We start from the raw sequence: 24,814 nt of genomic DNA on the forward strand, positions 1-24,814 counted from the left end.
GAAGTGGTTAAATATATAGAGAATAGAGAGGGAGTTTTCGTTAAGAAAGCTCCTTTTTTTATGCGCTATGTCTATTTTAAACCGACAATTTCATAATAAATTCTAAAAATTACAGATATAATCATACTCCTAATCGTGTTTTCGACGGCTAATAAGTATAGGAGAAGCTAAAACTAGGGACCGCCTTGTTCTGTGCGCTTGCATCGTTTATAAAGCTAAGCTTACTACCTATACCGAAGTCAGGAAGTTTATATCTGAATAAATTCAAGTCTACGGATAATCCGATACCGTATGTTTTTGGACTTATCGAACTGTTGTGCAGGTTTTGATAGTCTGCGAAAAAGTACCCGTGAAAACGCTTTATATAGGCTAATGAACCAATTGCCCAGTCGGGATAGGCTATAGGGAATCGGTAGTTAAGCATCAAGTTATTGTCTACCTCAGCAGACTTGAAATGTCCAAATGCACTGATCATGGGGATCTCGTAATAATTGGCAAACCTTCCACTGTTCGACTGATAATTAAACCTTGCTTGGAACGCATGATTGGCAAAAAATCCGGGGAAATAGAAGTTGGATTTGATGGCAAAAAGATTCCCGCTAAGGTCTTTTTCGAAAGGAACATGGCGATATATAAAGCTGATATTTTGTCCCCATCGAGGAACTAAATCAAGTGTACTACGGCGTACATTTCTGTTAAAATAGGCAATATAATTCAACGGAAGGATGATCTCTTCGTTGAAATTCTTGAGTGTCGAGATGCTCAAATCGTAGTTTTTCTGGTAGGATGTCCCCACATTTAGGCCAAAACTGTAGATGTTATTTCCTCTATAAAGCGAAAAAGGAAGCTGCATTTCGAAGGAATAGTAGTGTTCTCTGTAGTCAAATTGAACAGTTTCAGCATTCGGATTTGATGATTTTGCGTGTCCAATACGACCACGATTTTGGTATTTTGCAATGAATTTTGGGTAATATTTTTGGTAATTAAGCTCCGCAGAATAGATGCTTTTCTCAATATCCACGTCGTATTCGTAGCCTAATTTTAGTTGCGTTGTATTCAATAAATCATTCGCTAACCAGAATATTCCTGGCTTGTAGTTGTCGAAATCTTCGAAGTTATTCGCGCTTATACTAAGGCTATGGAAGTTGAAAAGGTCGCTGATCGAGTTGTATTTCTCAACCGAGAAGCTCCGATTATAGCTATCTAACTGACTCGAAAATGTGCTTAAAATCCGATCATCGGTCAGTGCTGACGCTGTAAAATTAGGTGTAATTTCCTCTACAGATACGTCACTCATGTTCAATTTTGCAAGCCTGTATCCGTCACTTTGGTACTCATTATAGAGTAGATTTCCATCAGAATTTAACGAAGGATAGAAGGCTCCGAAGGGAGAATTGGTCAGTTTATAAGTCTTACTTTCTGTCCTATTGTATTTGTAAATTTGGTCAATTTTATCAAAATGAGCTTTGAAAACAAGGTCGTCCCCAGCATAAATTGGTCGTTCAAATTGTTGATTTGACCATGGGAAAATGAGGGAATATCCTCGCGTTTGAAGATCAATCTCTATTAAATTCGTTCCTTTTTCACCGATCGCAATGGCTATTATTTTAGTGTTTTTATCGTTTATCGAAGGTTGCTGAAGTAGAATTCCATGCGGCATTTCGATAATTTTTGACTGTTTTTTAGAATTGATGTCGATATAAACGAGGCTAGAGACATTATCTTGATCGACTTGGATTGCGTATATACCTTTGTTTGTTGGGTCGATTATAGGGCTGTATAGGCGGGAATTTTGGCTTAGACGCTCAGTGCGGTTTGTTTTGATGTTGTATAAACGGATAATATTATACGTTTGTTTGCCAAATCGGACATCTTTTCTAATCTCATCCCAAACGATAAAATCACCCGATTGATGGAAATAAGGGGTTAGTTGATAGCCGATTTTTAACAGAGTTTTCTCTTTTTGTGCGGTCCTTTCTCTCAGTTGGGAGACCTCTTGTGGTGATTGAAATAGGTAATAAACCGCCTTGTTTTCCGTGGACTGTGGTAGGAATAGATGACTGTAAAATCGGGTATTGTTTGCTTGTATCTCTGCGCGATTTTGATCAAGAGTTTGTCCGTTCCAAGTTGAGTCTAACGCTCCAATAGTCGCCTGATATAAACCCCGACTGTTCATGTTTGTTAGCTTTCGAAGTGCCCTGTTAAAGTTGTATGGTCGGAGCAAATGGGTGCGCATGTCTTCTAATAATTGTCGCTTAATTTCATACCCAAAGTGATTGGTCAGGTAGGTGTTCATAAGGTAACCTGTCAGGTAATATGAGGGGGTGATATCTTTGAAAGATCCTAAAATATTTTTGTCAAAACTATAGCTTTTTCCACTTTGCTCATTGGTTCGAAGAGGCATCAAAAAGGAAGGAAGACGACCTCTTCCACCTGCCGAGTATTGGGTTTCGATGGACACTGCATCGCCCTCAAAGTACCAAGCTGGAAGGTGAATTCCATAGAAAGCAAGGGCCAATTGTTCTAGAAAAGGTGCGCTCATTCGTCCTGTCAATTTGTCAAATTGAGCCACATGTCTCAGCTCATGCTGTATTAAATTTGGCAACCATGCCTGGTTGTCAGCGGCCGGGCCTGGCGTCGAAAAAGCTTCGACTTTACGTGGTGCGAGTTGTGCAAATCCATTCTGTTCGATGTGATTTTCATGAAGAATAATCGATATTTTCTTTGGTTTTTTCTGTAAGTCTTGACTTGCCAAGACTAGCATGCTGTCTATTTTGTAGGCTAGGAGAGAGGCTGATTTTCTAAATTCCTTGGGGAAGATTAGTTGGAAATCTGGACGATTAATTTGTTCCCATTTAACAGAGGAATGTGGTTGTTCGTAGTCAATGAGCTGACAAAAACCAGTTGGTATATAAAATGTTAATATAAATATAGTTAAGTATCTGAAATATATGTTCATATATCGGTGAAATTTGGCTTATTTTATTAATTGCTAAAGATCTTAGTAAGATTCGTTTGTTTTGTTTTAATATTATGTTTATTAAAGGTGTGTTAAGTGTTTGATAAATAGTAGTATATAGTATTTTTTAAAACAGTCATTTTTTGTTGAAAACAGATCAATTTTATCCTGATATCGATGTGATATGTTCGGCATGATCAGCCTGTTAGATTTGTTTTTAGCGGTTAATTATCGGGAGTGAAATTACATTTTTTTTATAGTATTTCACGCTGAATGCGGTTTTTTATACTTGTTGCATTCTGTCTGTAGATTTACTCCCTACTTATGGTGTTCTATGTAACATTGATTCATTAGGATTTCGTAGATGTGTTAATTCAATCGGACTCGTTTTGCTTGTCCGAATTAGAACGCATGAATGCTTTTATTCATAGAAGCGCTTAGCCAATTTTTTGACTTTAGTTCATGGGATATTAATAGTGACATGATGGCAGTTTTATCTTCCCGCTGTTGGTATACAATGATTGTTTGATTTATCATTTCGGGATGTAAAAAAATTAATTATATTATTCAGTTAAAAAAAACGACTTTTGCACAAACGAATTTTTGGCACCAATGTAGGAACGAATAAATAGAGGAAAGGTATGGAAGAATTAGCAATGCTAGTAGCACATGTGGAGCAATTGATTGAGCGCGGAGACCAGGCGGAGCTTGCAGATTATTTGAATGAATTGAATATCTCCGATGTGGAGGAATTGATTGATGAACTTCCAGAATATGGACCTCTATTTTTAGAGACTTTAACTCTCAAAAGAGCCGTTAATGTTTTCCGTATTTTGGACTTCCCAACCCAAGAGCGGATCTTCAAAAAATTAAAGGCTTCTACCATTCGTGAGCTATTGAATGAGATGCCTCCCGATGACCGTACTTCCTTCTTCTCTGAACTTACTGGCGATGTCGTAAAGCGACTCATTATTCTCTTAACTCCTGAGGAACGAAAAGAGGCGCTCTCGCTATTGGGATATCCCGAAGATAGTGTTGGACGTTTGATGACGCCAGACTATATTACAGTCAAAGAACATTGGACGATGGCACGGGTTTTAGATCACATCCGTCGGTACGGTGGAGCCTCCGAAACAATTGATGTTCTCTATGTCATTGATTCGGATGGTAAGTTGGTGGATGACGTTCGGATTAAAGATGTTTTGTTAGCGGAGCCAGAGACCATCGTTTCGGATCTCATCGATAATCGTTTGATTTCACTCCGGGCGAATGATCCGCAGGAAGAAGCGGTCGCAATCTTCCGGATGAATAATCGGGTCGCTCTTCCAGTTGTCGATGATCGTGACATTATGCTCGGGATCGTAACGATTGACGATATCCTCTGGGTAGCGAACGAAGAGTACTCCGAAGATATGCAACGTATCGGGGGTACCGAAGCTTTAGATGAACCTTATCTCGACGTGTCCATTTTTCACTTGGTGAAAAAAAGAGCAGGTTGGTTAATCGTACTTTTCTTAGGGCAGCTATTAACCGTAACGGTGTTGAATCATTATGAAGATAAATTAACAACAGTGCTCGTGATGTTGATGCCCGTAATTATGTCGAGTGGTGGTAACAGTGGATCGCAAGCCTCGACATTAATTATTCAAGCCATGGCGATGGGCGAGGTGACCTTACGCGACTGGTGGTTTGTGATGCGTAGAGAAATTTTATCGGGGACACTTTTGGGAGTCATCTTAGGGGCACTCGGTTTTTTTAGAATTTCTGTCGAAGAAGCATTCCGTCACACCTATGGAGATATCTGGTATTTGTACGGCACAGCAATTGGCTTGTCCTTGGTTGGAGTCGTCTTATGGGGTTCGCTTGTTGGATCCATGTTGCCGTTTATTTTGCGCCGCTGTGGTGCCGACCCGGCGAGTTCCTCTGCACCCTTTGTATCGACCATTGTTGACGTGACGGGCTTGATTATTTATTTTACATTCGCGACGCTGGTATTGAAGGATGTGCTCTTTTAATTATTCTAATTGGTTCTGAATAACTTGCAAAAAAATGCAGAAAAATATTTGCACATATCGGGCAAACTTCCGATAATTGCATCACCAAAACCGAAAGGGGCGGTTGAATTCCTGAATAGCTCAGTTGGTTAGAGCATCTGACTGTTAATCAGAGGGTCGCTGGTTCGAGCCCAGCTTCAGGAGCAAAATGAGAAAAGGCTATCCATACGGATGGCCTTTTTTGGTTTTTCCCACTCGCTAACTTTTGCGCACTTTATTTCCAAAATAAAATTGCTTGCCGGCGTACTGAATACCTATCGAGAAACCTAAGTTGGGTTGCTCTCGCAAACGTTTTTGTCAATTTCTTTCATCCCTTCTCGAAATCATCGTACGTTGATCTGACGATCTCGAAATCCGATACAGCATTGTTTTTATAAGTAATCCGTTTAGGAATAGAAGTAATCCATTAATTCAAGTCAATTTCATGGAATTCGAGTTGAATTTCTGTAGAATCATTTTAAAGCGATTTAAGGCGTTTTGATGGTGGTTTGTAGTCAACGTCTGTTCAAACCTCTTCTGTGTCCTCAAATCGTTTAAAAAGCGTATTAAAGCCTTAGGTAATCCTCTTTCTACCTCTTCGACTTAGAGCCTTCTATCCGAAACGAACGATGGAAATCCTTTCTTGTCTAATTTATATTCCTAATCTAGCTCCTTTCATACCCGTTTGTAGAAGTTTCTGTAGCGGGTTTGAATTGGGTTTGAATTGGGTTTGAAAGGGAACTAGGATGAGTAGTTCCCTATGATTTGTTAATTTACGTTCGCGTCGATTTGGATGCTACAAAGGAAGCCATGCAAAGATTCTTATGTAGTAGATCCACTTGTTGAAATCCCACACGCTCCAAGAGTTGAAGTTGGTATACTAGCGATCGCGGGGAGTCTTCTTGTTCGATGTATTCAAAAACCTGATCTCTATAATCCTCGTCTTTGAGTTGTGTCAGGAAGTTTCCATATCGTTGACGATAAATAATCTCTTGCAAAATTTCGTTCTCTTGTTGTATGAGGTCGAATATCCAGATGCTCCCTCCGGGTTTTAGTAAGCTGTGAAGTTTGCGAAAAGCAGTTTCCCAATCGTGATCATCCCGAAGGTGGTGTAAAACTGCGGTTGCAATAATGACATCATAACTGTCTTCCTCGAGTTTTGTTGTGCGAAAGTCGCCCTTAAATGTTTTGACTTCGCCCGTAGTCATGGGGTCGATTCGTTCTTTCGCTTTATCGAGCATAGGTTGGCTAAGGTCCAAGAGATGAACATTCGGATTGCTTTTTACCTGCATCAATAATTTAACATCATAATTACCCGCCCCACAACCAATATCCAAGACCGATGACAAGTTCGGATAAATTTGATTTATACAATCTGTTATTAATTCCATATTGAAGGCCGCGTCTAACATGGTTGCTTGACCTGTGTTGAGATTCGAAAAACGTGCGACGTCTTTGTTAAATCGTTCTTCGATTTCTATGAGTGTTGATTTCTTATGCATGTGCTTTTGTTTGAGCATAAAGTTCCGCGATTCATTTATGCTTTAAAAATTCTATTTTTATCATGAATTAATACTTTTTAGGTATCATGGAGATTAGGCATCTACAATATTTCAATGTATTGGCGAATGAATTGCACTTTGGTCGGGCCGCCAAGCGCCTATGTATAACACAGCCGCCGTTGAGTCGTCAGATTAAAGAGTTGGAAGAAGAGTTAGGGGTTATTCTGTTTTTAAGGAACAATAAGCGGGTGGAGCTAACGGAAGCCGGGAAATATTTCCTTGGTCGTTCACAAGAAGTCTTGCAGATGTTGGAGGCCAGTAAAATGGCGACAAAAAAATATGCGGATTCTTTTGCTGGCGATTTTAGCTTGGGTTTTATCAGTACAACGCCAAAATGGTTTATTGCAGATCTGATTCGGAATCTGAAAAACGTTTATCCGCTCTTGTCCATTTCCTTAATCGAGCAGTCAACATTAGAGCAAGTAGGGGCGGTTGAACGCGGGGAGCTTGATATAGGGATTGTTCGCGGGCATATATTTTCGGTCCATCTTCAAGTCGATTTATTATTTCATGATCAGCTTTGTATTGTAGGGCCTCAGGGGGCCTCGTTTGATTTAGCAATTTTGAAAGATGCGGAATTCATTAGTTTTAAAAAAGCTTATGCAGCAACTTACTATCAGCAAAGTCTAGAGTATTGTGAACGGTTAGGATTTCAACCAAGAGTTACACATCAGTGCAATAATATGAATGCCATCTTAGAGTTGGTGGCATTGGGTGTTGGCTATGCGGTTTGTCCTATTCGTTTTTTGGATAAAAGGAAGTTGTCTACTTTGGCTATTCATAGCTCGAGCGATATCTGTATAAATAGCGACGTGAAATTAATCTACAGAACGGCGGAAGGAGGCGAAGTTAAACCGAAGATCATCGACTATTTAAAACTAACGGCCAAGGACCTGTTTTCTTTATGATTTGTATTCGGTTTAAATACAATGTGTTAACGTTGTTTTTCGGCGTTAAACGAATTTAAACAGTATTTTTTTAATTTTTTTTTGGGAATTAAATTGTAAAACTCTATTTTTGTACCACTTTAAAGGAGGAAGCTAGTTTCTCTTATTAAATTCCTGAATAGCTCAGTTGGTTAGAGCATCTGACTGTTAATCAGAGGGTCGCTGGTTCGAGCCCAGCTTCAGGAGCATAAATACACTGCCGACTTTACAGTCGGCATTTTTTTTTATTATAGAATTTACAAGCATGAGTTTAGTAATCGTAGGAACCGTAGCATTTGATGCTCTTGAAACACCTTTCGGAAAAACAGATAAGATTGTTGGTGGTGCTGCTACCTATGCAGGATTAGCTGCTTCTTATTTATATTCGGATGTTAAATTAGTTTCGGTAATTGGAGAAGATTTTGGTGATGATAATCTAAATATTATTACGTCCAAAGGTATCGATGTTGAAGGTTTGGAGATTGTTCCTGGTGGAAAATCTTTTTTCTGGTCAGGTCGTTACCATAACGATATGAATAGTCGTGATACCCTGGTTACTGAATTAAATGTTCTTGCGGATTTCGATCCTAAAATCCCAGCTTCTTACCAAGATTGTGAATACTTATTGTTAGGAAACTTAACTCCTGCTGTTCAACGAGCGACTTTAGAGCGATTGACAAACAAACCAAAATTGGTTGTTTTGGATACCATGAACTTCTGGATGGACGTCGCAATGGATGGTTTAAAAGAAGTGCTAAAGAAAGTCGATGTGTTGACAATTAACGATGCGGAGGCTCGCCAATTGTCTGGGGAATACTCTTTAGTGAAAGCGGCAGAAAAAATCTTGAAAATGGGTCCTCAGTACTTGATCATTAAGAAAGGGGAGCACGGTGCTTTACTATTCGGTGAAGGTCAAATCTTCTCAGCACCTGCATTGCCATTAGCTGATGTATTCGATCCTACTGGTGCTGGCGATTCTTTCGCAGGTGGTTTTATCGGGTATTTAGCGAAATTACAGTCTATCAACTTTGCTAATATGAAAAATGCGATCATTTTCGGATCGGCATTAGCATCATTCTGTGTAGAGAAATTTGGAACGGAGAGATTGCAGAATTTGACTGCAGAAGAAATAAAAGCACGTATTCAACAATTCGTTGCTTTAGCAAAATTTGAGATAAGCGAATAAGCTTATCTCAAATTGTTTTTATATCCCCAATACAAATTATATAGCTCTATGTAATCCTAGGGGAATTCAAAGATTTAATTGTTTGCTGATTATTCTGTTTCGAATTTATACGACGCTAAAGTCTTTTTCATCGATTTTCTAGCAACGTGTATTCTCGTCTTCACTGTACCAATCGGGATTTTCAAGTGATCAGAGATTTCATGGTATTTGAAACCTTCGAAATACATAGTAAAAGGTACGTAGTACTCGTCGGATAATTTGGAAAGCGCATAATTAATGTCTTCCATTACAAATTTATTTTCTCCTTTATTTTTACTTGCCGAAACGACGAGATTCGTCTGTGATATTTCTTCCTCTTTTGTAATGAAAGTATTTGTCTTTACCACGCGACGGTAGTTGTTGATAAAGGTGTTTTTCATAATTGTATATAACCAACCCTTTAAATTTGTACCATCTCTGAAGTTTTTAAAGTAGGTCACTGCTTTCAGCAGTGTGTCCTGCACGAGGTCATTCGCATCATCCTGATCACGTGTAAAGTTACGGGCATAGCTTTTCAGTGAATCTGAGTGTTTAATGACAAGTGTGTTAAATTCAAGTTTGTTCATACAATCAGTAGTTTATATGTAGTCAAATAGTTATGTGTCCTCTCAAACTGCGGTAGTTCAACGACGTAGAATTGCCACGACAATTTAGTATATGTACACTGATTACATCAATTACTGTGCGGGGAATAGGGGGAAATGTGGAAAAACATCTTATTTCTCGATAAAATTATCGTTTTACGAAAAAATTAAGGTGGTAGATTGCTTTGTTTTTGGGATGATAAACAGCAACATTATTTTTCTAGTAAAATATATTGGAGATGTGGAAAGATGTGGAAAACTTTATAAAATATTCACTTCTCGCTCTAATTCCACACCGAATTTACCTAAAACATCGTCTACTATATTGGACGATACATTATAAATCTGTTCGCCAGAAGCTTCTCCTTTGTTTGTTAATACTAAGGCTTGGTTCTTCCATACAGCTACGTCACCAATTGCTTTTCCTTTCCAACCACATTGTTCAATAAGCCATCCTGCAGCAAGTTTTTCTTGGTCATTCGCCATTGGATAGTGAACGATATCAGGGTGTTGAGCTTGAAGGTTAATAAATTGAGTTTTGCTGATGATTGGGTTTTTGAAAAAGCTACCAGCGTTTCCAATGGTTGAAGGGTCGGGTAATTTTTCGACGCGAATATGGGATACAACTTCTGCCACATCTCTTATGTTTGGATCTGCTATCCCGCGTTTTTCAAGCTCTGATTCAATTGCACCATAGCTCGTATTGATTTGTCCGAATAAAGAGAGTTTGTAGGTCACGCTACAGATGATATATCTTCCTTTATGCTCTTTTTTAAAAATGCTATCGCGGTAGGAAAACTGACATTCTTCATTGGTAAAAGTTACGTACTCGCCAGTTTGAGTGTCAAAGGCTCGACATGAATAAAAAATATGCATTAGTTCTGTTCCATAAGCGCCAATGTTTTGTATCGGGGAGGCGCCTACAGTTCCCGGAATTAAGGCTAAATTCTCCATGCCTGGGAAATTGTGTTTGACACAATACCAAACTAAGTCATTCCATACTTCGCCGGCGGCGGCGGTGACGAAAACTTGATTACCTTCGATAAAGTGTTGGATTCCCTTGTTGGCAACATGAATGATTAGGCCATCATAATCTCGGGTAAATAAGACGTTGCTGCCGCCCCCAAGGGTAAAGAACTTTTGCTGAAAAGCTTGGTCATTGAATAACTCCTTTAGGGTTGTTTCGCTTGTGATTTTGACATACTTATTTGCTGTCGCTTCAATTCCGAAGGTATTGAATTTCTTTAGGGAAACGTTTGATTGAGGGATGCTGTTCATTTTTCTGACCGATATCTTTAAAAATTCGAAAAAATAAAGTAACTTAGTTAAAGAGTGGTAAAGATAGATAAACCGACATTTATAAACTAATTTTATTCTGAGAATGGCAAAGAACGCAGATGTAAAAAGACAGAAAATATTAGAGGCTGCACGTCGCAGATTCGCGCATTTCGGCATGGCAAAAACAACCATGGCGGAGATAGCGCAAGACTTGTCTTTTTCTAAAGCTTTGTTATATTATTATTTTCCGGACAAAAATAGACTCTATGCTGCTGTATTAGAATATACGGTAGATGAAATGGTAGCGGAAACGGAACGTAGAATCCTTAAAACAACCACGATTGATGGTGCACTAAATGCTTTTTTGGAAGCGCGCTTAGATGTCATTAAGGAGAATTATAGCATTTTTGAATATACGTATTCTCTTCGCAACGATTTTCCGCCCGACTTAGAGGAAGCCTGTGGTTCGATCATCGATAAAGATGTAGAACAAGTGCAAAAGATCTTCAAATTTGGAATCGATAAGGGCGAGATTATGGTAGATGATTTGCCGGTAACGGCTAAAATATTTATGATTTCGGTACTTGGAATGCGTATGGGAGTGGTGAAAGAGTTTAAGAATATCTTTATCCCACCTACGAAAGAAGAGTTTGATTATATCCTTACCTTACAGAAAAAGCTTTCGGCTATATTTATTCGAGGCCTGCGCCCTTAATTTGTTTCTTTAATTCTCGCTAGGATCATTTTGGCGTGAATACGAGAGTTTTCGATAAACCACAGATGGGTGTTCAAACCACCGCAAACAACTCCTGCAAGAAATAATCCTTCAACATTTGTTTCCATTGTTTCTGGATTGTGTTCGGGAATCATAGGCGATGCCGACGGTATATTTACACCTATTTTTTTCAAAAATTCGAAGTTTGGACGATAACCAGTTAAGGCAATGACAAAATCATTCTTTAAATGAACGGGACCTTCCGGTGTTATTAACTCGACTTCGTTCTCTCCAATTGCTGTAATTTGACTGTTATAATATGCTTTTATTTCTCCAAAGGTTATACGGTTGTCGATATCAGGACGAACCCAATACTTTACGCGCGGACTGATCTCGGGACCACGTATGACTAAGGTCACAACTGCCCCTTTTCGGTAAGTCTCTAAAGCAGCATCGATCGAAGAATTACTTGCGCCGACTACTACAACATGTTGCTTAGCATAGAAATGTGGATCATCGTAATAATGTTTAACTTTTGGGAGCTCCTCTCCGGGAACATTTAGATACATGGGAATGTCGTAAAAGCCTGTCGCAACAATCACATACTTTGCGCTGTATTCAGATTTATTACTCGTTACATAAAATATATCAGCTACTTTTTTGATTTGGAGAACTTCTTCGAATAGATGTGTATTTAGTTCAAATTTTTGTTCTACACGACGATAGTATTCCAGCGCTTCTGCACGCTTAGGCTTTGGGTTGGTCGTTACAAAAGGAGTGTCGCCGATTTCTAATCGTTCTGAAGTGGAAAAGAAACTCATATGGACAGGGTAATTGTACAAAGAATTAACTAAGCATCCTTTCTCCAAAATAACGTGACTCAGTCCGTTTTTCTTTGCTTCGATTCCGCATGCAATACCGATAGGGCCACCACCAACAATTAATACGTCATAATGATTATCCATGGATTGTCTCTATTTTTTGAGGATTTATCATGGCTTCTTTTTCCATGACATCCACAGTAGATTTATATAAATCTGCGGATATTTTATTCAAAAATTGTAATTGCTCGGTAATTAATTTTGATTCTTCAGGATCCAGTGTCTCTTCAGTCAACTCCGGGAACTCAGTTACGTCAATAAAAACATCTTGATCATTCTCCTCACTAACGATATCAATGGATTTGGTGAGATGATTGAGAATCTTCTTAAGTAGAAGAAGATGTTCTTTCGTGTAATTCGCGTTCATCGTTTGTTGTAACTGCGTCAACAAAGTAGCGCCATACGATGATAGAATGTGATTCAGGATGACAAAACGATTGACTTCCTTTGTGCTTTTTTGTCTCCATTTAGGTTCTGATAACATCCGCTGGAACGTCGATCCCATATTGGCCGAGGCAATATAAACCTCTTTTCGTGAAAGTTTGTAATCCGTAATACTGACCTTCTTATCTGATAATAAGCGAACCGCAATAGCCAAATAGTTATAGTTGGCTATCAATAATTGCCGGATGTTTGGACGGATCTGAAAGCTTTCCCAATTTGGAAATACAACATAACTCGAAATGAAGGCAATCATACCTCCAAGGAATGTGTCGAAGATACGTTCCTTAGCAATCTCAAAGGTATTATATCCCGTAAAACTTAGCATAATTAAGACATAAGGCGTCATAAATAATACAGCGACAATATAATTCACCCGAAACAGACTGTAGGCCGTTAGAAAGAAGAATATGAGCAGTATAAAAAGGGCAATTTGATTATGGACGGTCATCAAAATGATTGCTCCGATAATACCTCCAATAATAGTCCCTAGGAGTCGCTGGAAATTTCGTTCTTTAGTTAATCCAAATCCTGGCTTTAAGATTACCATGATGGTCAACAATACCCAATAAGATCCCATTGAGCCGACGTTGAACCAATCCATATTTAATACAAAGAAGGTTGCAGCCATCACCACCGCCATTCTTAATGCATGTCGGAAAATGGAAGAATTGAAGGATAAGTTGTCACGAAGCTTGCTCCAAACGATATGTTCCGTCTGAATAAATTTATTGGCTTCATCAATCTCTTGCTTATTTACTGCATTGGATCGGATGACATTGTAATTGTAGATGTTATGAATAAAAAGCGAAATACTTCTTATGCTAATCAAGATTTTCTTGAGTGGGATGCTGTTAATGTTCTCGTTCCTCTCGACTTCATCAATCATCTCTTTGATCGTCTCAATGTCGTCTTTAAAATTATAAAGTGGTTTTGGTACCCGGTTAGCATTGAGTTGATAAGCGAGATGGTCAAGCTCATTCGCAATTTTTAAAAGCAAATTTCGAAATTCTTTGAGGATACCCGTATGTGCATAGGTTTTACGAATGACTTCATAATCGTAATGCGTAGTCATACTTTGTTCGAACAGATCGACAATATCGTTGAAAATCAACGTTAAGAAGCGACCAACTTTTGTAGTGTCCTTTATTGATCGTTTACTTTGGAAGAGTAAATCACGGACATTCTCTTGATGCTCGTGGACTTCAATTTGTTTTTCAATGAGTTTCCGGTAATTCTCATCTAAATCAACTTTTTGATCGTAGAAATTTGCGCGTAGCCGAATGAAGTCACCGACAAAACGAATCGACTCCGATAGTTCTTGTTGAGCCAATCGATAGGGGCGTACTTGAGATAGGGAAAAGCTGATTAACATATACCAAACTGCTCCGATAATAAAGAAAAGTAAGAAATACATTTCTTCTTTGAAGCTATATGCATCGTCGACATTGATTAACATAATCAATATCCCCATTGATCCAACGGTCGCTGCCCTAGCATTGAATACAGCAAACATGGAGTACAAGAAACACAATAGTCCAATTACAATAGTCATTACCCAAATATTAGAATTGGAAACTACCGTAATTAATTGTGTAAGTATACAGACGATTAAACAAGCGATCATCCCTGTTCTTCGATGAGAAGTTGCTCCAGGAGTATCGGAAAGGCCAACAAGCAATGCGCCTAGGGAAATAAAAGTTCCCATTAAGAACTCTCCAAATGCAGCGCAAATGAGAATTGGAACAACACAACCTATCGTGATGCGCAAGCCATCAGCAAAATATTGGCTGTAGAAAAAATTGCTTATTTCCTTCGTTTTCTTCATCGTAATACGACAAATATAAGCAAGCAAAGCATATTAGGCACTTTTTAAAGTAGGATTTTTTAACGCGGTAATTTTTTTAAATTGAAAGTGAAATGATTTTTGATTTGTTGAAATATTAATGTTTATGTTATTGAAATATTAAAATCGCAAATAAATAACCTTTTTTATATAAAACTTATATATTTGTATTTCGCTGACCATCCTCAGGGAATAACGATATAAATACTTTTGTTTTAATTATGAGATTAAGCCAGAAAAAAGCAGCCTTTCAGAACGAAGTGCTAACGCGTTTCGATTTGTTTAAAAGTCTGTTTCTTACATTGCCGTTCCAGCGTGTGAAACACACGGGGACTATCCTTCCATTTTTTACGACACACTGTGAAAAAGGCGTTGAGGAAAAGTTGACCCCAGAAGCAATTATTGATAGCTTTTTTGGACAATACGAACAGTATGTTCAGGAAGATGATCGCCTTGATTTGCTATTCCGTATCGTACAGTATATTGAACGTCAAGTTGTATTGTTCGATGCTGTCGAAGATTCTGCTTTTAAGGCTGTCGGTAAATCGGATGAAACTGCAGGATTGGATTCTGTATTCCGATTAGCGCAATCTAATCCAGAAACGAAGAAACAGGTGATAGAACGATTGAAGGAAATGTCAGTACGTTTAGTGTTGACGGCTCATCCAACGCAATTCTATCCGGGCCCCGTTTTGTCAATTATCAACGATTTAATTGAATTGTTGAAATTAAATGATATTCCAAATATTCACCTATTGTTGCAACAATTAGGTAAGACGCCTTTTATCAATAAACAAAAACCAACTCCTGTGGATGAGGCGATTAGTTTAGCATGGTATCTAGAAAATGTGTTTTATCGCGTAGCTTCCGATATTCAGTCTAAAATAGACGATGAATTAGAGCTTAATAGTGGAGATACAAGCCGTATCGTTGAGCTTGGTTTTTGGCCAGGAGGTGACCGTGATGGGAATCCGAATGTAACTTGGGAAAGCACTAATCGTGTGGCGACTTTGTTGCGTACGATCTTATTCCGTTGCTATTATAGAGATTTTCGTATCGTCAAACGTCGTATTACGTTCAGAGGTGTAGAAACCTATTTGGATGCGTTACAAACTTTACTGTACGATAACAGTTTCAATCCGAAAGAGAATCCTGAAGATATAACCGAGGAGATTTTATTCAATTTGAAAGAAGTGAAAAGGGTTCTTCTGGAAAATCATGACGGTTTGTTTGTTGAGTTAGTAGAGGATCTTATTCGTAAGGTTCAAACGTTTGGTTGCTATTTTACAACTTTAGATATTCGTCAAGATAGTAGTGTTCTTCGTGAAACGTTCAATTGGTTGTTAACTCAATATCCGAATGAAACGGAAATTGATTTAAATACTATTGGTGACGATGAACTAGCAAAAGAAGCTGCAATTAAATTTTCTGAGCAAGATTTAGCGATTGAAAATGTTCCAGCTCCTTTAGTGGAAGATACGCTAAAAGTGATTCGCTTAATTAAGCAAATTCAAAGTTCAGGCAGTGAACGTGCCGTTCAGCGCTTTATCATTTCTAATTGTCAGCAAGCATCTGATATTTTAGGATTGATGCAATTGTTTTTATGGCAAGGCTGGACAAAAAAGGAATTGACAATGGATTTCGTTCCTTTGTTTGAAACAGTTGATGATTTGAAGCGTGCAGCTGACGTTATGCGTAGTTTATATTCAAATAAGGATTACGCAACGCATTTGAAAAAGCGTGGAAATAAACAGACCATTATGCTTGGTTTCTCCGACAGTACAAAAGATGGAGGATATTTGATGGCTAACTGGTCGATCTATAAAGCAAAAATTGAATTGACAGCAATCTCTAGGGAATATGATGTTGATCTAGTGTTTTTCGATGGACGTGGTGGACCTCCGGCACGTGGCGGTGGTAAAACACAACGTTTCTATGCATCAATGGGTAAAGAGATTGAAAACAACCACATACAGTTAACGATTCAAGGGCAAACGATTAGCTCGCAGTACGGTTCATTAGATACGGCTAAGTATAATATCGAGCAATTATTGCATGCAGGTATCGTATCTGATTTACGTCCTAAAGAAGGGGACACCTTGACTGCGAAGCAGAAAAATGTTGTAGATCAAATGGCGGCCGAGAGTCATAAGAAATTCCTGTCCTTGCGTAAGCATCCGAAGTTCTTAAAGTATTTAGAAACCCTAAGTCCATTGAAGAGTTTGGCCTCGATTAACATTAGTAGTCGCCCTGTAAAACGTAATTCGGATAAAGAGCTTCGCCTTGAAGACTTACGTGCGATCAGTTTTGTTACTGCATGGAGTCAATTAAAGCAAAATATTCCTGGATTTTATGGCGTGGGAACAGCCTTGCAATGGGCTGAAGACAATAATATGTGGTCTTACGTGAAAAATCTCTACGAGACTTCTGGTATGTTTAATACGATCATTGACAATTGTATGATGTCGATGACTAAATCGAATTTCAATATCACATCTTATATGCAAGAGGATGCCGAGTTTGGTGAATTTTGGAAGACATTGAAAGAGGAATTCGATCGCACGAAGGAATATGTTCTGAAATTAACAGGGATGAACGAATTGATGGAGAATTACCCTGTCGAGAAAGCATCAATCTGTGAAAGAGAGAAGATCATTCTACCTTTATTGATCATTCAGCATTATGCTATTCGCAAATTGGGAAATAGCAAATTGGATGATAAAAAGGCGGAGATTTATCGTAAACTAATAGGGCGTACAATCTACGGAGTGGTCAATGCTGGGCGTAATTTAGCCTAGAATGATTTTGAATTACATGAAAATCGGAATTTATACGTCTAAATAGCGATATTTTTTTATTTTTGTGTGTTTTTAAAATAATATAAAGCGATGAAATTAAATACATTATTTGTTGCAGCAGTTTTAGCAAGTACTTCATTGTCTTCTTGCGTATTCGAGACAGCAGGAGACAATCAGCTGAAATATACGCATACAACATTGGTTGACGGTGATGCTTATGCTTTTTTTAGACAAGTTGGTGCAATTGTTCCTTTTGAAGCTTCTTATGCAAAACATGTTGAAACAGTAGGGTCAGCTCAAGCAAAAGAAGTTGCAGGAAAAGTGGCGAAGGTATTTGCTGATATTTTACCTCAAATGGATTCATTAGCAACGAAGTTCGACGTTGACTTTCCTATTCTTGGTGCTCAGCAATACACAGCATCTACGGAAGTAGCGGCGAATGAACCTCCAATTGTAGACACTGCAAATGCAGATTCTACAACTACACCAGTTGCTGTTGCACATAACGCTGAAGTTTATTCTGACGAAGCTTACTTACACCATATCCAACATCAGGTTGCTGTGGTAAAAGAACACTTCAGAAGACTGTCACATAACACAAACAAAGAATTAAGAGATTTCGCTGTTGCAAAGTCTGAGTCTATCGCTGAGCTTTATAAAGCTACCGGTGGAAAAGAGGAGCACGCGCATCACTAAGCATATTGCCTATGCTGGATCAGCAAATAATTACAGGTATCATGTCGTATGGAATGTCCGGAAGGATATTCCATGCGCCGTTTATAGGGGCTAACCCTAAGTTCAAACTGAGGGCTGTTGTCGAAAGAACAAATAAAAATGCCCAAGTTGATTATCCTGATATTATAAGTTATCAATCTATTGATGACTTATTAGATGACCCCGAAATAGAATTGGTGGTCGTTAATACGCCGAATGACACTCATGTCGCTTTCGCTGAGAAGGCGCTTCGTGCTGGTAAACATGTATTGATTGAAAAGCCCGTTGCGCCTACTGCCAAGGAAGCCGCGTATTTATTTGACCTAGCGGAGCGCTGTGGTAAATTACTGCTTCCTTATCATAATCGTCGATTTGATTCCGACTATCAATCCTTAAAGACCGTTATTGAAGGCCAAAGAGTTGGCCGCCCGATAGAACTGCATATTCGTTTCGATAGATTTAAACCGAACATCGGTGTAAAAGCCTTCAAAGAAAAGAAGCAAGCAGCGTCTGGTATTCTTTATGATTTAGGTTCTCATTTACTGGATCAGGTTATCGCGTTGTTCGGGAGACCGAAGTCCATGACTAAAATTAAAGGTGTTTTTCGTGAAGATTCTGTCGTTGATGACTATGGTTCGATTATATTGAACTATGCCGGCGGCTTGAATGTATTTATTACGACGAGTTTACTTGTCGCTAATCCTCAGGCTAGTTTTGTTCTTCATGGTACGAAAGGAAGTTTTGTTAAAGAGCGGACGGATACACAAGAGTCTCAATTACTGGCAGGGATGTTGCCGACAGCAGACGTGTTTGGAGTCGAACCCGAGAATAAAGAAGGACTTTTGACCTTTGAAAATGAATTGAAAGAATTAGAAACTGCTTTAATCCAATCGGAGAGGGGGGCTTACATGACTTTGTTTGATGAAGTTTATGAGTCTATCCGAAACGGGAAGCCGTATTTTGTAAATAAGGATCAGATCGTTTGGCAATTGGAAATATTAGAACCGAGCAAATAATCGTCTATTTAATATAAAATTTACATTGAGTTAATCTAGGATAAGTAAAATTGTCCTTAAATCAAATTTACAAACGTGAGATACGCCGCTATAGATATTGGCTCAAATGCCGTACGATTATTAATCGCCGATATTATTGAACGAGAAAACGAAGTTGTCTTCAGTAAAAATACTTTATTACGCGTTCCTTTACGCTTAGGTGATGATGCATTTATCCATCGTCATATATCAGAGGGGAAATTTGATAGTATGGTAAAGACGATGAGTGCGTTCAAAAATCTAATGGATGTTTATCGTGTTACGGATTATATGGCTTGTGCGACTTCAGCAATGCGGGATGCCGATAATGGTGATGCGGTTGTTGCCGCATGTAAGAAAGTGGGTGTCGATATTCAAATTATCGATGGAGCGATAGAAGCGCAGATTATCTATAACGTACATAGTCAAACCACTATGGATCGTAATAAAGCTTATTTGTATATTGATGTTGGTGGCGGTAGTACGGAAATATCACTTTTTGCCAATGGCGAGCTTGTCGCTTCTAGATCATTCAACTTAGGGACTATTCGTATTTTAGATAATCAGGACGCGCCAGAGACGTGGGATGATATGAAACGTTGGGTTAAGGAGATTACAAAGTCCTATAAGAATATTTATGGCATTGGTTCAGGAGGAAATATTAACAAACTTTCAAGGCTGGCAAATGAGAAAGCAGACAAGCCAATTTCTTATGCGAAATTGAAAGCGATGTATGTTTACTTAAATTCATATTCCTTGAAGGATCGTATTAACTTGTTGGAATTGAAGCAAGATCGTGCGGATGTTATTATTCCTGCCGCGGAAATCTTTTTGACCATCATGAAAGTTGGCCATTTGAAGAATATCACTGCGCCAAGAATTGGTCTTGCGGACGGTATTATCCAAACTTTAATCAATAAAAATTTTAAAAAATAATACTCGCATTTTGCGTTGCAAGTATAGAAAATAATTATATTTTTGCGGTGTAGATACCTAGGTGGCGAAATTGGTAGACGCACCATCTTGAGGGGGTGGCGCCTGAATGGGCATGGCAGTTCGAATCTGCTCCTAGGTACTGAACAGCAATAAAAAAGCCTTGCATTTTGCAAGGCTTTTTTATTATTCAATCCTATTAAATTTTATTCGCTTTAACGGTTATTTCTGCAATATCAAGGACTTGGATTTCCTGTTCTTTTTCTTTGACCTTGACACCATCACGGAGCATCGTCATACAAAATGGACAAGCCGCGGCAACAACGGTTGCTTGACTTTCAATCACATCTTCAATACGCTCAACATTGATGTCTTTATTTCCTTTTTCTGGTTCTTTAAACATTTGCGCACCACCGGCACCACAACAAAGACCATTCGATTTACATCGTTTTAATTCAACTAGGTCTGCATCTAGTACTTCTAAAGCTTTGCGAGGAGCTTCATAAATTTCATTTGCGCGACCTAAATAGCAAGGGTCATGGTAAGTGATCTTTTTGCCTTTAAACTCATGCCCGTCGGCAGGTTTTAATTTACCGTCGTCAATTAATGATTGTATGAGTTGCGTATGGTGGATGACTTCATAGCTTCCGCCGAGGCTAGGATACTCATTCTTTAAAGTATTGAAGCAATGTGGACAAGCAGTCACTATTTTCTTGATCTCATAACCATTCAGCACTTCAATATTCATCATGGCTTGCATTTGAAAAAGAAATTCGTTTCCGGCACGCTTTGCAGGATCTCCTGTACAGGATTCTTCCGTACCCAGAATAGCATATTTAATACCTACATGGTGTAATATCTTGCAGATATCGCGAGTAATTCTTTGTGCGCGTTCGTCGAAACTTCCCGCACAGCCAACCCAAAACAATAGATCTGGAGATTCTCCTTTGGCTAATAGTTCCGCTACGGTAGGAATATGTATGTTATTTTCCATGTTAAATTCATCTTATTGATTAGTCCAATTTGCACGGTCTGCCTGTGCATATTTCCAAGGCGCTCCATTGTTTTCTAAATTGGAAAACATGTTGTTTACACTAGATGGAGCTTGTGATTCTTCCATTACTGAGAATTGGCGTAAACCAATAATTATCTCTAAGGGATTAATGTTAACAGGGCATTGCTCTACGCAAGCATTACAGCTTGTACAAGCCCATATCTCTTCTCTAGTGATATAAGTGTCTAATAAAGATTTTCCGTCCTCCTGAAAGGCTCCATTCTTGTCTATGTTCTTTCCAATCTCTTCGATACGATCTCGAGTATCCATCATGATTTTACGAGGCGAGAGGAGTTTTCCAGTGATGTTTGCTGGACATGCGGACGTGCAACGTCCACATTCTGTACAAGTATATGCATCGAGCAAATTTTTCCAAGTCAAATCTAATGCGTCCTTCACTCCGAATCGCGTAGGCTCACCTGTTGGAGGCGGTAAAGAAGGATCTAACATTACTTTCACTTCGGCGGTAACCGATGGCATATTGTCAAGTTTTCCCTTTGGTTCCAAACGTGAGAAATAGGTGTTCGGAAACGCCAATAGAATATGTAAGTGTTTGGATATCGGAAGATAGTTCAAAAAGGCAAAAACGCCAAGGATATGAAACCACCAGCAAATCCGTTCAATCAGGATTAAACTGCTTGCTTCATTTGGTAATAAAGGAAGGAGGTAAGCGCTAATTGGGAAAGACCCAGCCATATGATAATGCTCAGCGCCCATCGCCTGTAGTTTTTGATCGGCTGCATTCATGAATATGAATGCTGTCATTAAAAGTATTTCTGCTGTTAATATAAGATTGGCGTCCGTTTTAGGCCAATTATTTAACTCTGGCTGATTTAACCTTTTTAGCTTTAAGACGTTTCTACGAATAAAGAAAATCACACAGCCTAATAATACAGCAAACGCTAATATTTCGAAAGCATAGATTAGAAAATTATAAAAGCCTCCTAAAAACGAAAATACGCGGTGTGTTCCAAATAGACCATCAATTACGATCTCCAGCATTTCAATGTTGATAATACAAAAGCCGACATATACGAATAGATGGAGGAGCGCTGGAATCGGTTTTTTAAACATCTTTTTTTGCCCAAAAGCTACCAAAAGCATTGTTTTTAGTCGTTCTCCAGGCTGATCAAATCGATTGATAGATTTTCCGAGTTTAATATTTCGGTAAATCTTTTTGGCGTTATAGAAGAAAAGAATTAACGACGCGATCAACAACACGCCGAATAGTATTTGACCTATCATAGTTTACAAATTAGGTAAAACAAATATAAAGAAAGCGACTATACTATGCATGCATAATAAATTATTTAGAAAGATTAAAAACAATTGGCAAGATATAATAAAAGTTATGTTAGCCTCACCATGTCTCATGATTACAAAATAACATTATTGATGCAATAGTGCAAAAGCTTGATTTATATGTGTACTCTTTTGTAAATTGCGTTGTACAACCCAAATCTGTTGATTGACCTCGTCAATTAACTATCTATACAAAACATAATGAAGTCTGAAACAAATCAATTTGATGTTATTATCATCGGTTCGGGTATTTCCGGCGGTTGGGCAGCAAAGGAATTCTGTGAAAAAGGATTCAAGACCCTAGTCTTAGAACGGGGGAGAGACGTCAAACATATAAAAGATTATCCTACAGCATTTACAGATCCTTGGCAATTTGAGCATCATAATGCCTTGAGTACAAAATTGCGAGAGGAGAATCCAATAGCCTCCAAATGCTATGCTTTTAAGGAAGATGCCATGCATTTTTTCACAAAAGATAAAGATCAAGAATATATTCAGGAACATCCGTTCGATTGGATACGAAGCTATCAAGTTGGCGGTAAGTCTTTAACATGGGCGCGTCAGGTGCAACGCTGGAGTGATTTTGATTTTTCAGGTCCGGCGAGAGATGGTTTTGCGGTCGATTGGCCAATTCGATATGCAGACATCGCTCCCTGGTATAGTTATGTAGAAAAGTTTATTGGCGTTTCGGGTAATCGCGATGGTAATTCAGCTATGCCCGATGGAGAATTTCTTCCTGCATTTGATTTAAATGCGGTGGAACGAATGATTCAGCAAAAGATTCCTCAGAAATATCCAGACAGACAAGTTATTTCCGGTCGATGTGCCCATATTTCCTCGCCTCAGCCGATACATATTCAACAGGGTAGAACACCGTGTCAGAATCGCACGATGTGTCAACGTGGATGTCCATTTGGAGGGTATTTCAGTTCTAATGCTTCAACTTTGCCTTGGGCAGAGAAGACTGGTAATTTGACGTTGAAATCGCAGTCTATTGTCGAATCGATACTTTTTGATGAAATAACGCAGAAAGCTTCTGGTGTGCGTGTGATTGATGCGGAGACAATGGAAACCACAGAATACAAGGCTAAGATTATTTTCTTGAATGCCTCGGCACTGGCGAGTAATTTAATATTGATGAATTCTAAATCTTCTCGTTTTCCAAATGGTTTAGGAAATGACAGTGGTACGTTGGGGAAATTTGTCGCTTTTCACAATTATTTAGGAAGTGTCGGTGGAAGCATAGAAGGATTTGAAGATCAATATTATTTTGGTCGAAGACCGACGCAACCTCTAATTCCTAACTTTAGAAATGTGAAAAAACAAGAAACGGATTTCTTACGCGGATATGCTTCATTTTTCTCAGCTTACAGAAGACGCGGAATTGCTACTGATCAACAAGTTGGAGGAGAATTTAAAGACAGTTTACTTGAAGTCGGTGGTTGGGGTGTTGGAATGATGATGCAAGGAGAAACCATTCCAAAAGAAAGCAATCATGTCCGTCTTAGTGCTGATCGGAAAGACAAGTATGGGATGCCACAACTTATTACCTCCGTTCAGTACGACGATAATGATCAGAAAAGCATGGAAGACTTTATCGTACAAGCATCTGAAATGCTTGAATATATTGGTGTGAAGGATATTTATAGCCATAACACAAAACAAAATCCGGGTCTTGATATCCACGAAATGGGGGGAGCAAGGATGGGGCTTGATCCCAAAACGTCCATTTTGAATCGATGGAACCAAGTCCATAGTTGTAAGAATGTGTTTGTAACAGATGGGGCGAGTATGACCTCCACAGGAACACAGAATCCCTCCTTGACCTTTATGGCATTGACTGCTCGAGCAGCTAATTATGCTATTGAAGAAATGAAAAAGGGAAATCTTTAATTTAGGGATGCATAAGAATCAAAAAAGGCTTTCAAATTGAAAGCCTTTTTTGATTAAGAATGTCTTAAACTTATTTTTTAGTTGCAGGTGCTGCTGTCGCTGAAATACCAAGTTTTTTCTTGATATCTGTAGTTAAGTCGTCACCACCACCAAAATAAGGAATACTTCCATTAGAAACATCTAATACATAAGCGTATCCTTTTTCTTGCGCTACTGAATTGATTGCAGTAAATACTTTTTGTTCAATAGGAGCGTATAATTCTTGTTGTTTCTTACCGATATCCTCTTGTGCTACGCGTTGTACTTCTTGGATACGTGTTTCCATTTCGCGCATAGAGTTTGCGATAGTTTGAACTTCAGCATCTACAGCATCTTTATTTGCTTCGCTTCTGTTTCTCAACTTTTCATTCGCGTCGTTTTGTTTCTTTTGGTATTCAGCATACATTCCTTGAAGCTCTTTTTGTTTTGTTTCGCTTAAGGTTTTCATTTGTGCTTCCGCTGCTTGAAACTCCGGAGTTGATTGAACAATCTCTGCAGTATTGATATGTCCGATTTTTTGTTGTGCACTCGCCGTGTTTGCTGCCAATAAAACTCCCGATGCTACTACTACACTTTTCAATAAATTTTTCATGCTGT

General features: G+C 38.7%; 18 protein-coding genes and 3 tRNA genes. 12 read left to right on the forward strand and 9 right to left on the reverse strand.

Going from position 1 to position 24,814, the window contains the following annotated elements:
* Nucleotides 1–148: 148 nt before the first annotated feature.
* A complete protein-coding gene (locus tag GFH32_RS04670) occupies nt 149–2,959 on the reverse strand; it encodes a TolB-like translocation protein (RefSeq protein WP_153509973.1) in 2,811 nt (936 codons plus the stop codon).
* Nucleotides 2,960–3,600: 641 nt separating this feature from the next.
* Between GFH32_RS04670 and mgtE the strand changes: the two genes are divergently transcribed.
* Both mgtE and GFH32_RS04680 read left to right on the forward strand, forming a co-directional pair.
* A complete protein-coding gene (gene mgtE / locus GFH32_RS04675; protein ID WP_153509974.1) occupies nt 3,601–4,974 on the forward strand; it encodes a magnesium transporter in 1,374 nt (457 codons plus the stop codon).
* A 109-nt stretch (nt 4,975–5,083) separates the two neighbouring features.
* Nucleotides 5,084–5,157, forward strand: a tRNA-Asn gene (locus GFH32_RS04680).
* Between the two features lie 608 nt (nt 5,158–5,765).
* Here GFH32_RS04680 and GFH32_RS04685 read toward each other — a convergent pair.
* Nucleotides 5,766–6,494 carry a class I SAM-dependent methyltransferase gene (locus GFH32_RS04685; protein ID WP_153509975.1) on the reverse strand — a complete coding sequence of 243 codons (729 nt, stop codon included), beginning with the start codon at nt 6,492–6,494 and terminating at the stop codon, nt 5,766–5,768.
* 86 nt (nt 6,495–6,580) lie between these two features.
* On the opposite strand from GFH32_RS04685, the gene GFH32_RS04690 reads away from it, so the two are divergent.
* From GFH32_RS04690 to GFH32_RS04700, 3 genes are all read left to right on the forward strand, one after another.
* Nucleotides 6,581–7,462 carry a LysR family transcriptional regulator gene (locus GFH32_RS04690; protein ID WP_153509976.1) on the forward strand — a complete coding sequence of 294 codons (882 nt, stop codon included), beginning with the start codon at nt 6,581–6,583 and terminating at the stop codon, nt 7,460–7,462.
* Nucleotides 7,463–7,613: 151 nt separating this feature from the next.
* A tRNA-Asn gene (locus tag GFH32_RS04695) sits at nt 7,614–7,687 on the forward strand.
* A 58-nt stretch (nt 7,688–7,745) separates the two neighbouring features.
* Nucleotides 7,746–8,666, forward strand: coding sequence for a PfkB family carbohydrate kinase (locus GFH32_RS04700; RefSeq protein ID WP_153509977.1), 921 nt, complete (start codon nt 7,746–7,748; stop codon nt 8,664–8,666).
* 89 nt (nt 8,667–8,755) lie between these two features.
* On the opposite strand, the gene GFH32_RS04705 is transcribed toward GFH32_RS04700, so the two are convergent.
* The gene (locus GFH32_RS04705; RefSeq protein ID WP_153509978.1) at nt 8,756–9,271 is read right to left on the reverse strand and encodes an RNA polymerase sigma factor; all 516 of its coding nucleotides are present in this window, start codon (nt 9,269–9,271) and stop codon (nt 8,756–8,758) included.
* A gap of 279 nt (nt 9,272–9,550) precedes the next feature.
* Nucleotides 9,551–10,567, reverse strand: coding sequence for a UDP-N-acetylmuramate dehydrogenase (gene murB / locus GFH32_RS04710; protein ID WP_153509979.1), 1,017 nt, complete (start codon nt 10,565–10,567; stop codon nt 9,551–9,553).
* A gap of 103 nt (nt 10,568–10,670) precedes the next feature.
* On the opposite strand from murB, the gene GFH32_RS04715 reads away from it, so the two are divergent.
* A complete protein-coding gene (locus GFH32_RS04715) occupies nt 10,671–11,282 on the forward strand; it encodes a TetR/AcrR family transcriptional regulator (RefSeq protein ID WP_153509980.1) in 612 nt (203 codons plus the stop codon).
* Here the strand turns inward: GFH32_RS04715 and GFH32_RS04720 are convergent.
* Complete coding sequence (locus GFH32_RS04720; RefSeq protein WP_153509981.1) at nt 11,279–12,247, reverse strand: YpdA family putative bacillithiol disulfide reductase; 969 nt, start codon at nt 12,245–12,247, stop codon at nt 11,279–11,281. The two genes, GFH32_RS04715 and GFH32_RS04720, sit on opposite strands and share 4 nt — an antisense overlap.
* Complete coding sequence (locus tag GFH32_RS04725; RefSeq protein WP_153509982.1) at nt 12,240–14,432, reverse strand: FUSC family protein; 2,193 nt, start codon at nt 14,430–14,432, stop codon at nt 12,240–12,242. The genes GFH32_RS04720 and GFH32_RS04725 overlap by 8 nt, the downstream gene beginning before the upstream one ends.
* 239 nt (nt 14,433–14,671) lie before the next feature.
* On the opposite strand from GFH32_RS04725, the gene GFH32_RS04730 reads away from it, so the two are divergent.
* The 5 genes from GFH32_RS04730 (at nt 14,672) to GFH32_RS04750 (ending at nt 20,071) form a co-directional block, all read left to right on the forward strand.
* Nucleotides 14,672–17,248: a phosphoenolpyruvate carboxylase gene (locus tag GFH32_RS04730; protein ID WP_153509983.1), complete on the forward strand. Its 2,577-nt coding sequence runs from the start codon at nt 14,672–14,674 to the stop codon at nt 17,246–17,248.
* A gap of 90 nt (nt 17,249–17,338) precedes the next feature.
* Nucleotides 17,339–17,944 (forward strand): hypothetical protein, encoded by a 606-nt coding sequence (locus tag GFH32_RS04735; RefSeq protein WP_153509984.1) that lies wholly within the window; start codon nt 17,339–17,341, stop codon nt 17,942–17,944.
* Between the two features lie 11 nt (nt 17,945–17,955).
* Nucleotides 17,956–18,978, forward strand: coding sequence for a Gfo/Idh/MocA family oxidoreductase (locus tag GFH32_RS04740; protein ID WP_153509985.1), 1,023 nt, complete (start codon nt 17,956–17,958; stop codon nt 18,976–18,978).
* Nucleotides 18,979–19,053: 75 nt separating this feature from the next.
* The gene (locus GFH32_RS04745) at nt 19,054–19,932 is read left to right on the forward strand and encodes a Ppx/GppA phosphatase family protein (protein ID WP_153509986.1); all 879 of its coding nucleotides are present in this window, start codon (nt 19,054–19,056) and stop codon (nt 19,930–19,932) included.
* A 55-nt stretch (nt 19,933–19,987) separates the two neighbouring features.
* Nucleotides 19,988–20,071, forward strand: a tRNA-Leu gene (locus GFH32_RS04750).
* A gap of 57 nt (nt 20,072–20,128) precedes the next feature.
* On the opposite strand, the gene GFH32_RS04755 is transcribed toward GFH32_RS04750, so the two are convergent.
* Nucleotides 20,129–20,923: a (Fe-S)-binding protein gene (locus GFH32_RS04755; protein WP_153509987.1), complete on the reverse strand. Its 795-nt coding sequence runs from the start codon at nt 20,921–20,923 to the stop codon at nt 20,129–20,131.
* Nucleotides 20,924–20,935: 12 nt separating this feature from the next.
* A complete protein-coding gene (locus tag GFH32_RS04760) occupies nt 20,936–22,228 on the reverse strand; it encodes a (Fe-S)-binding protein (protein ID WP_153509988.1) in 1,293 nt (430 codons plus the stop codon).
* Nucleotides 22,229–22,486: 258 nt separating this feature from the next.
* On the opposite strand from GFH32_RS04760, the gene GFH32_RS04765 reads away from it, so the two are divergent.
* On the forward strand, nt 22,487–24,178 hold the full coding sequence (locus GFH32_RS04765) for a GMC oxidoreductase (RefSeq protein WP_153509989.1): 1,692 nt from the start codon (nt 22,487–22,489) through the stop codon (nt 24,176–24,178).
* Nucleotides 24,179–24,248: 70 nt separating this feature from the next.
* Here the strand turns inward: GFH32_RS04765 and GFH32_RS04770 are convergent, their stop codons facing one another.
* A complete protein-coding gene (locus GFH32_RS04770; RefSeq protein WP_153509990.1) occupies nt 24,249–24,809 on the reverse strand; it encodes an OmpH/Skp family outer membrane protein in 561 nt (186 codons plus the stop codon).
* Between the last annotated feature and the right edge of the window lie 5 nt (nt 24,810–24,814).

Source organism: Sphingobacteruim zhuxiongii (genome assembly GCF_009557615.1).
Lineage (GTDB): Bacteria > Bacteroidota > Bacteroidia > Sphingobacteriales > Sphingobacteriaceae > Sphingobacterium > Sphingobacterium zhuxiongii.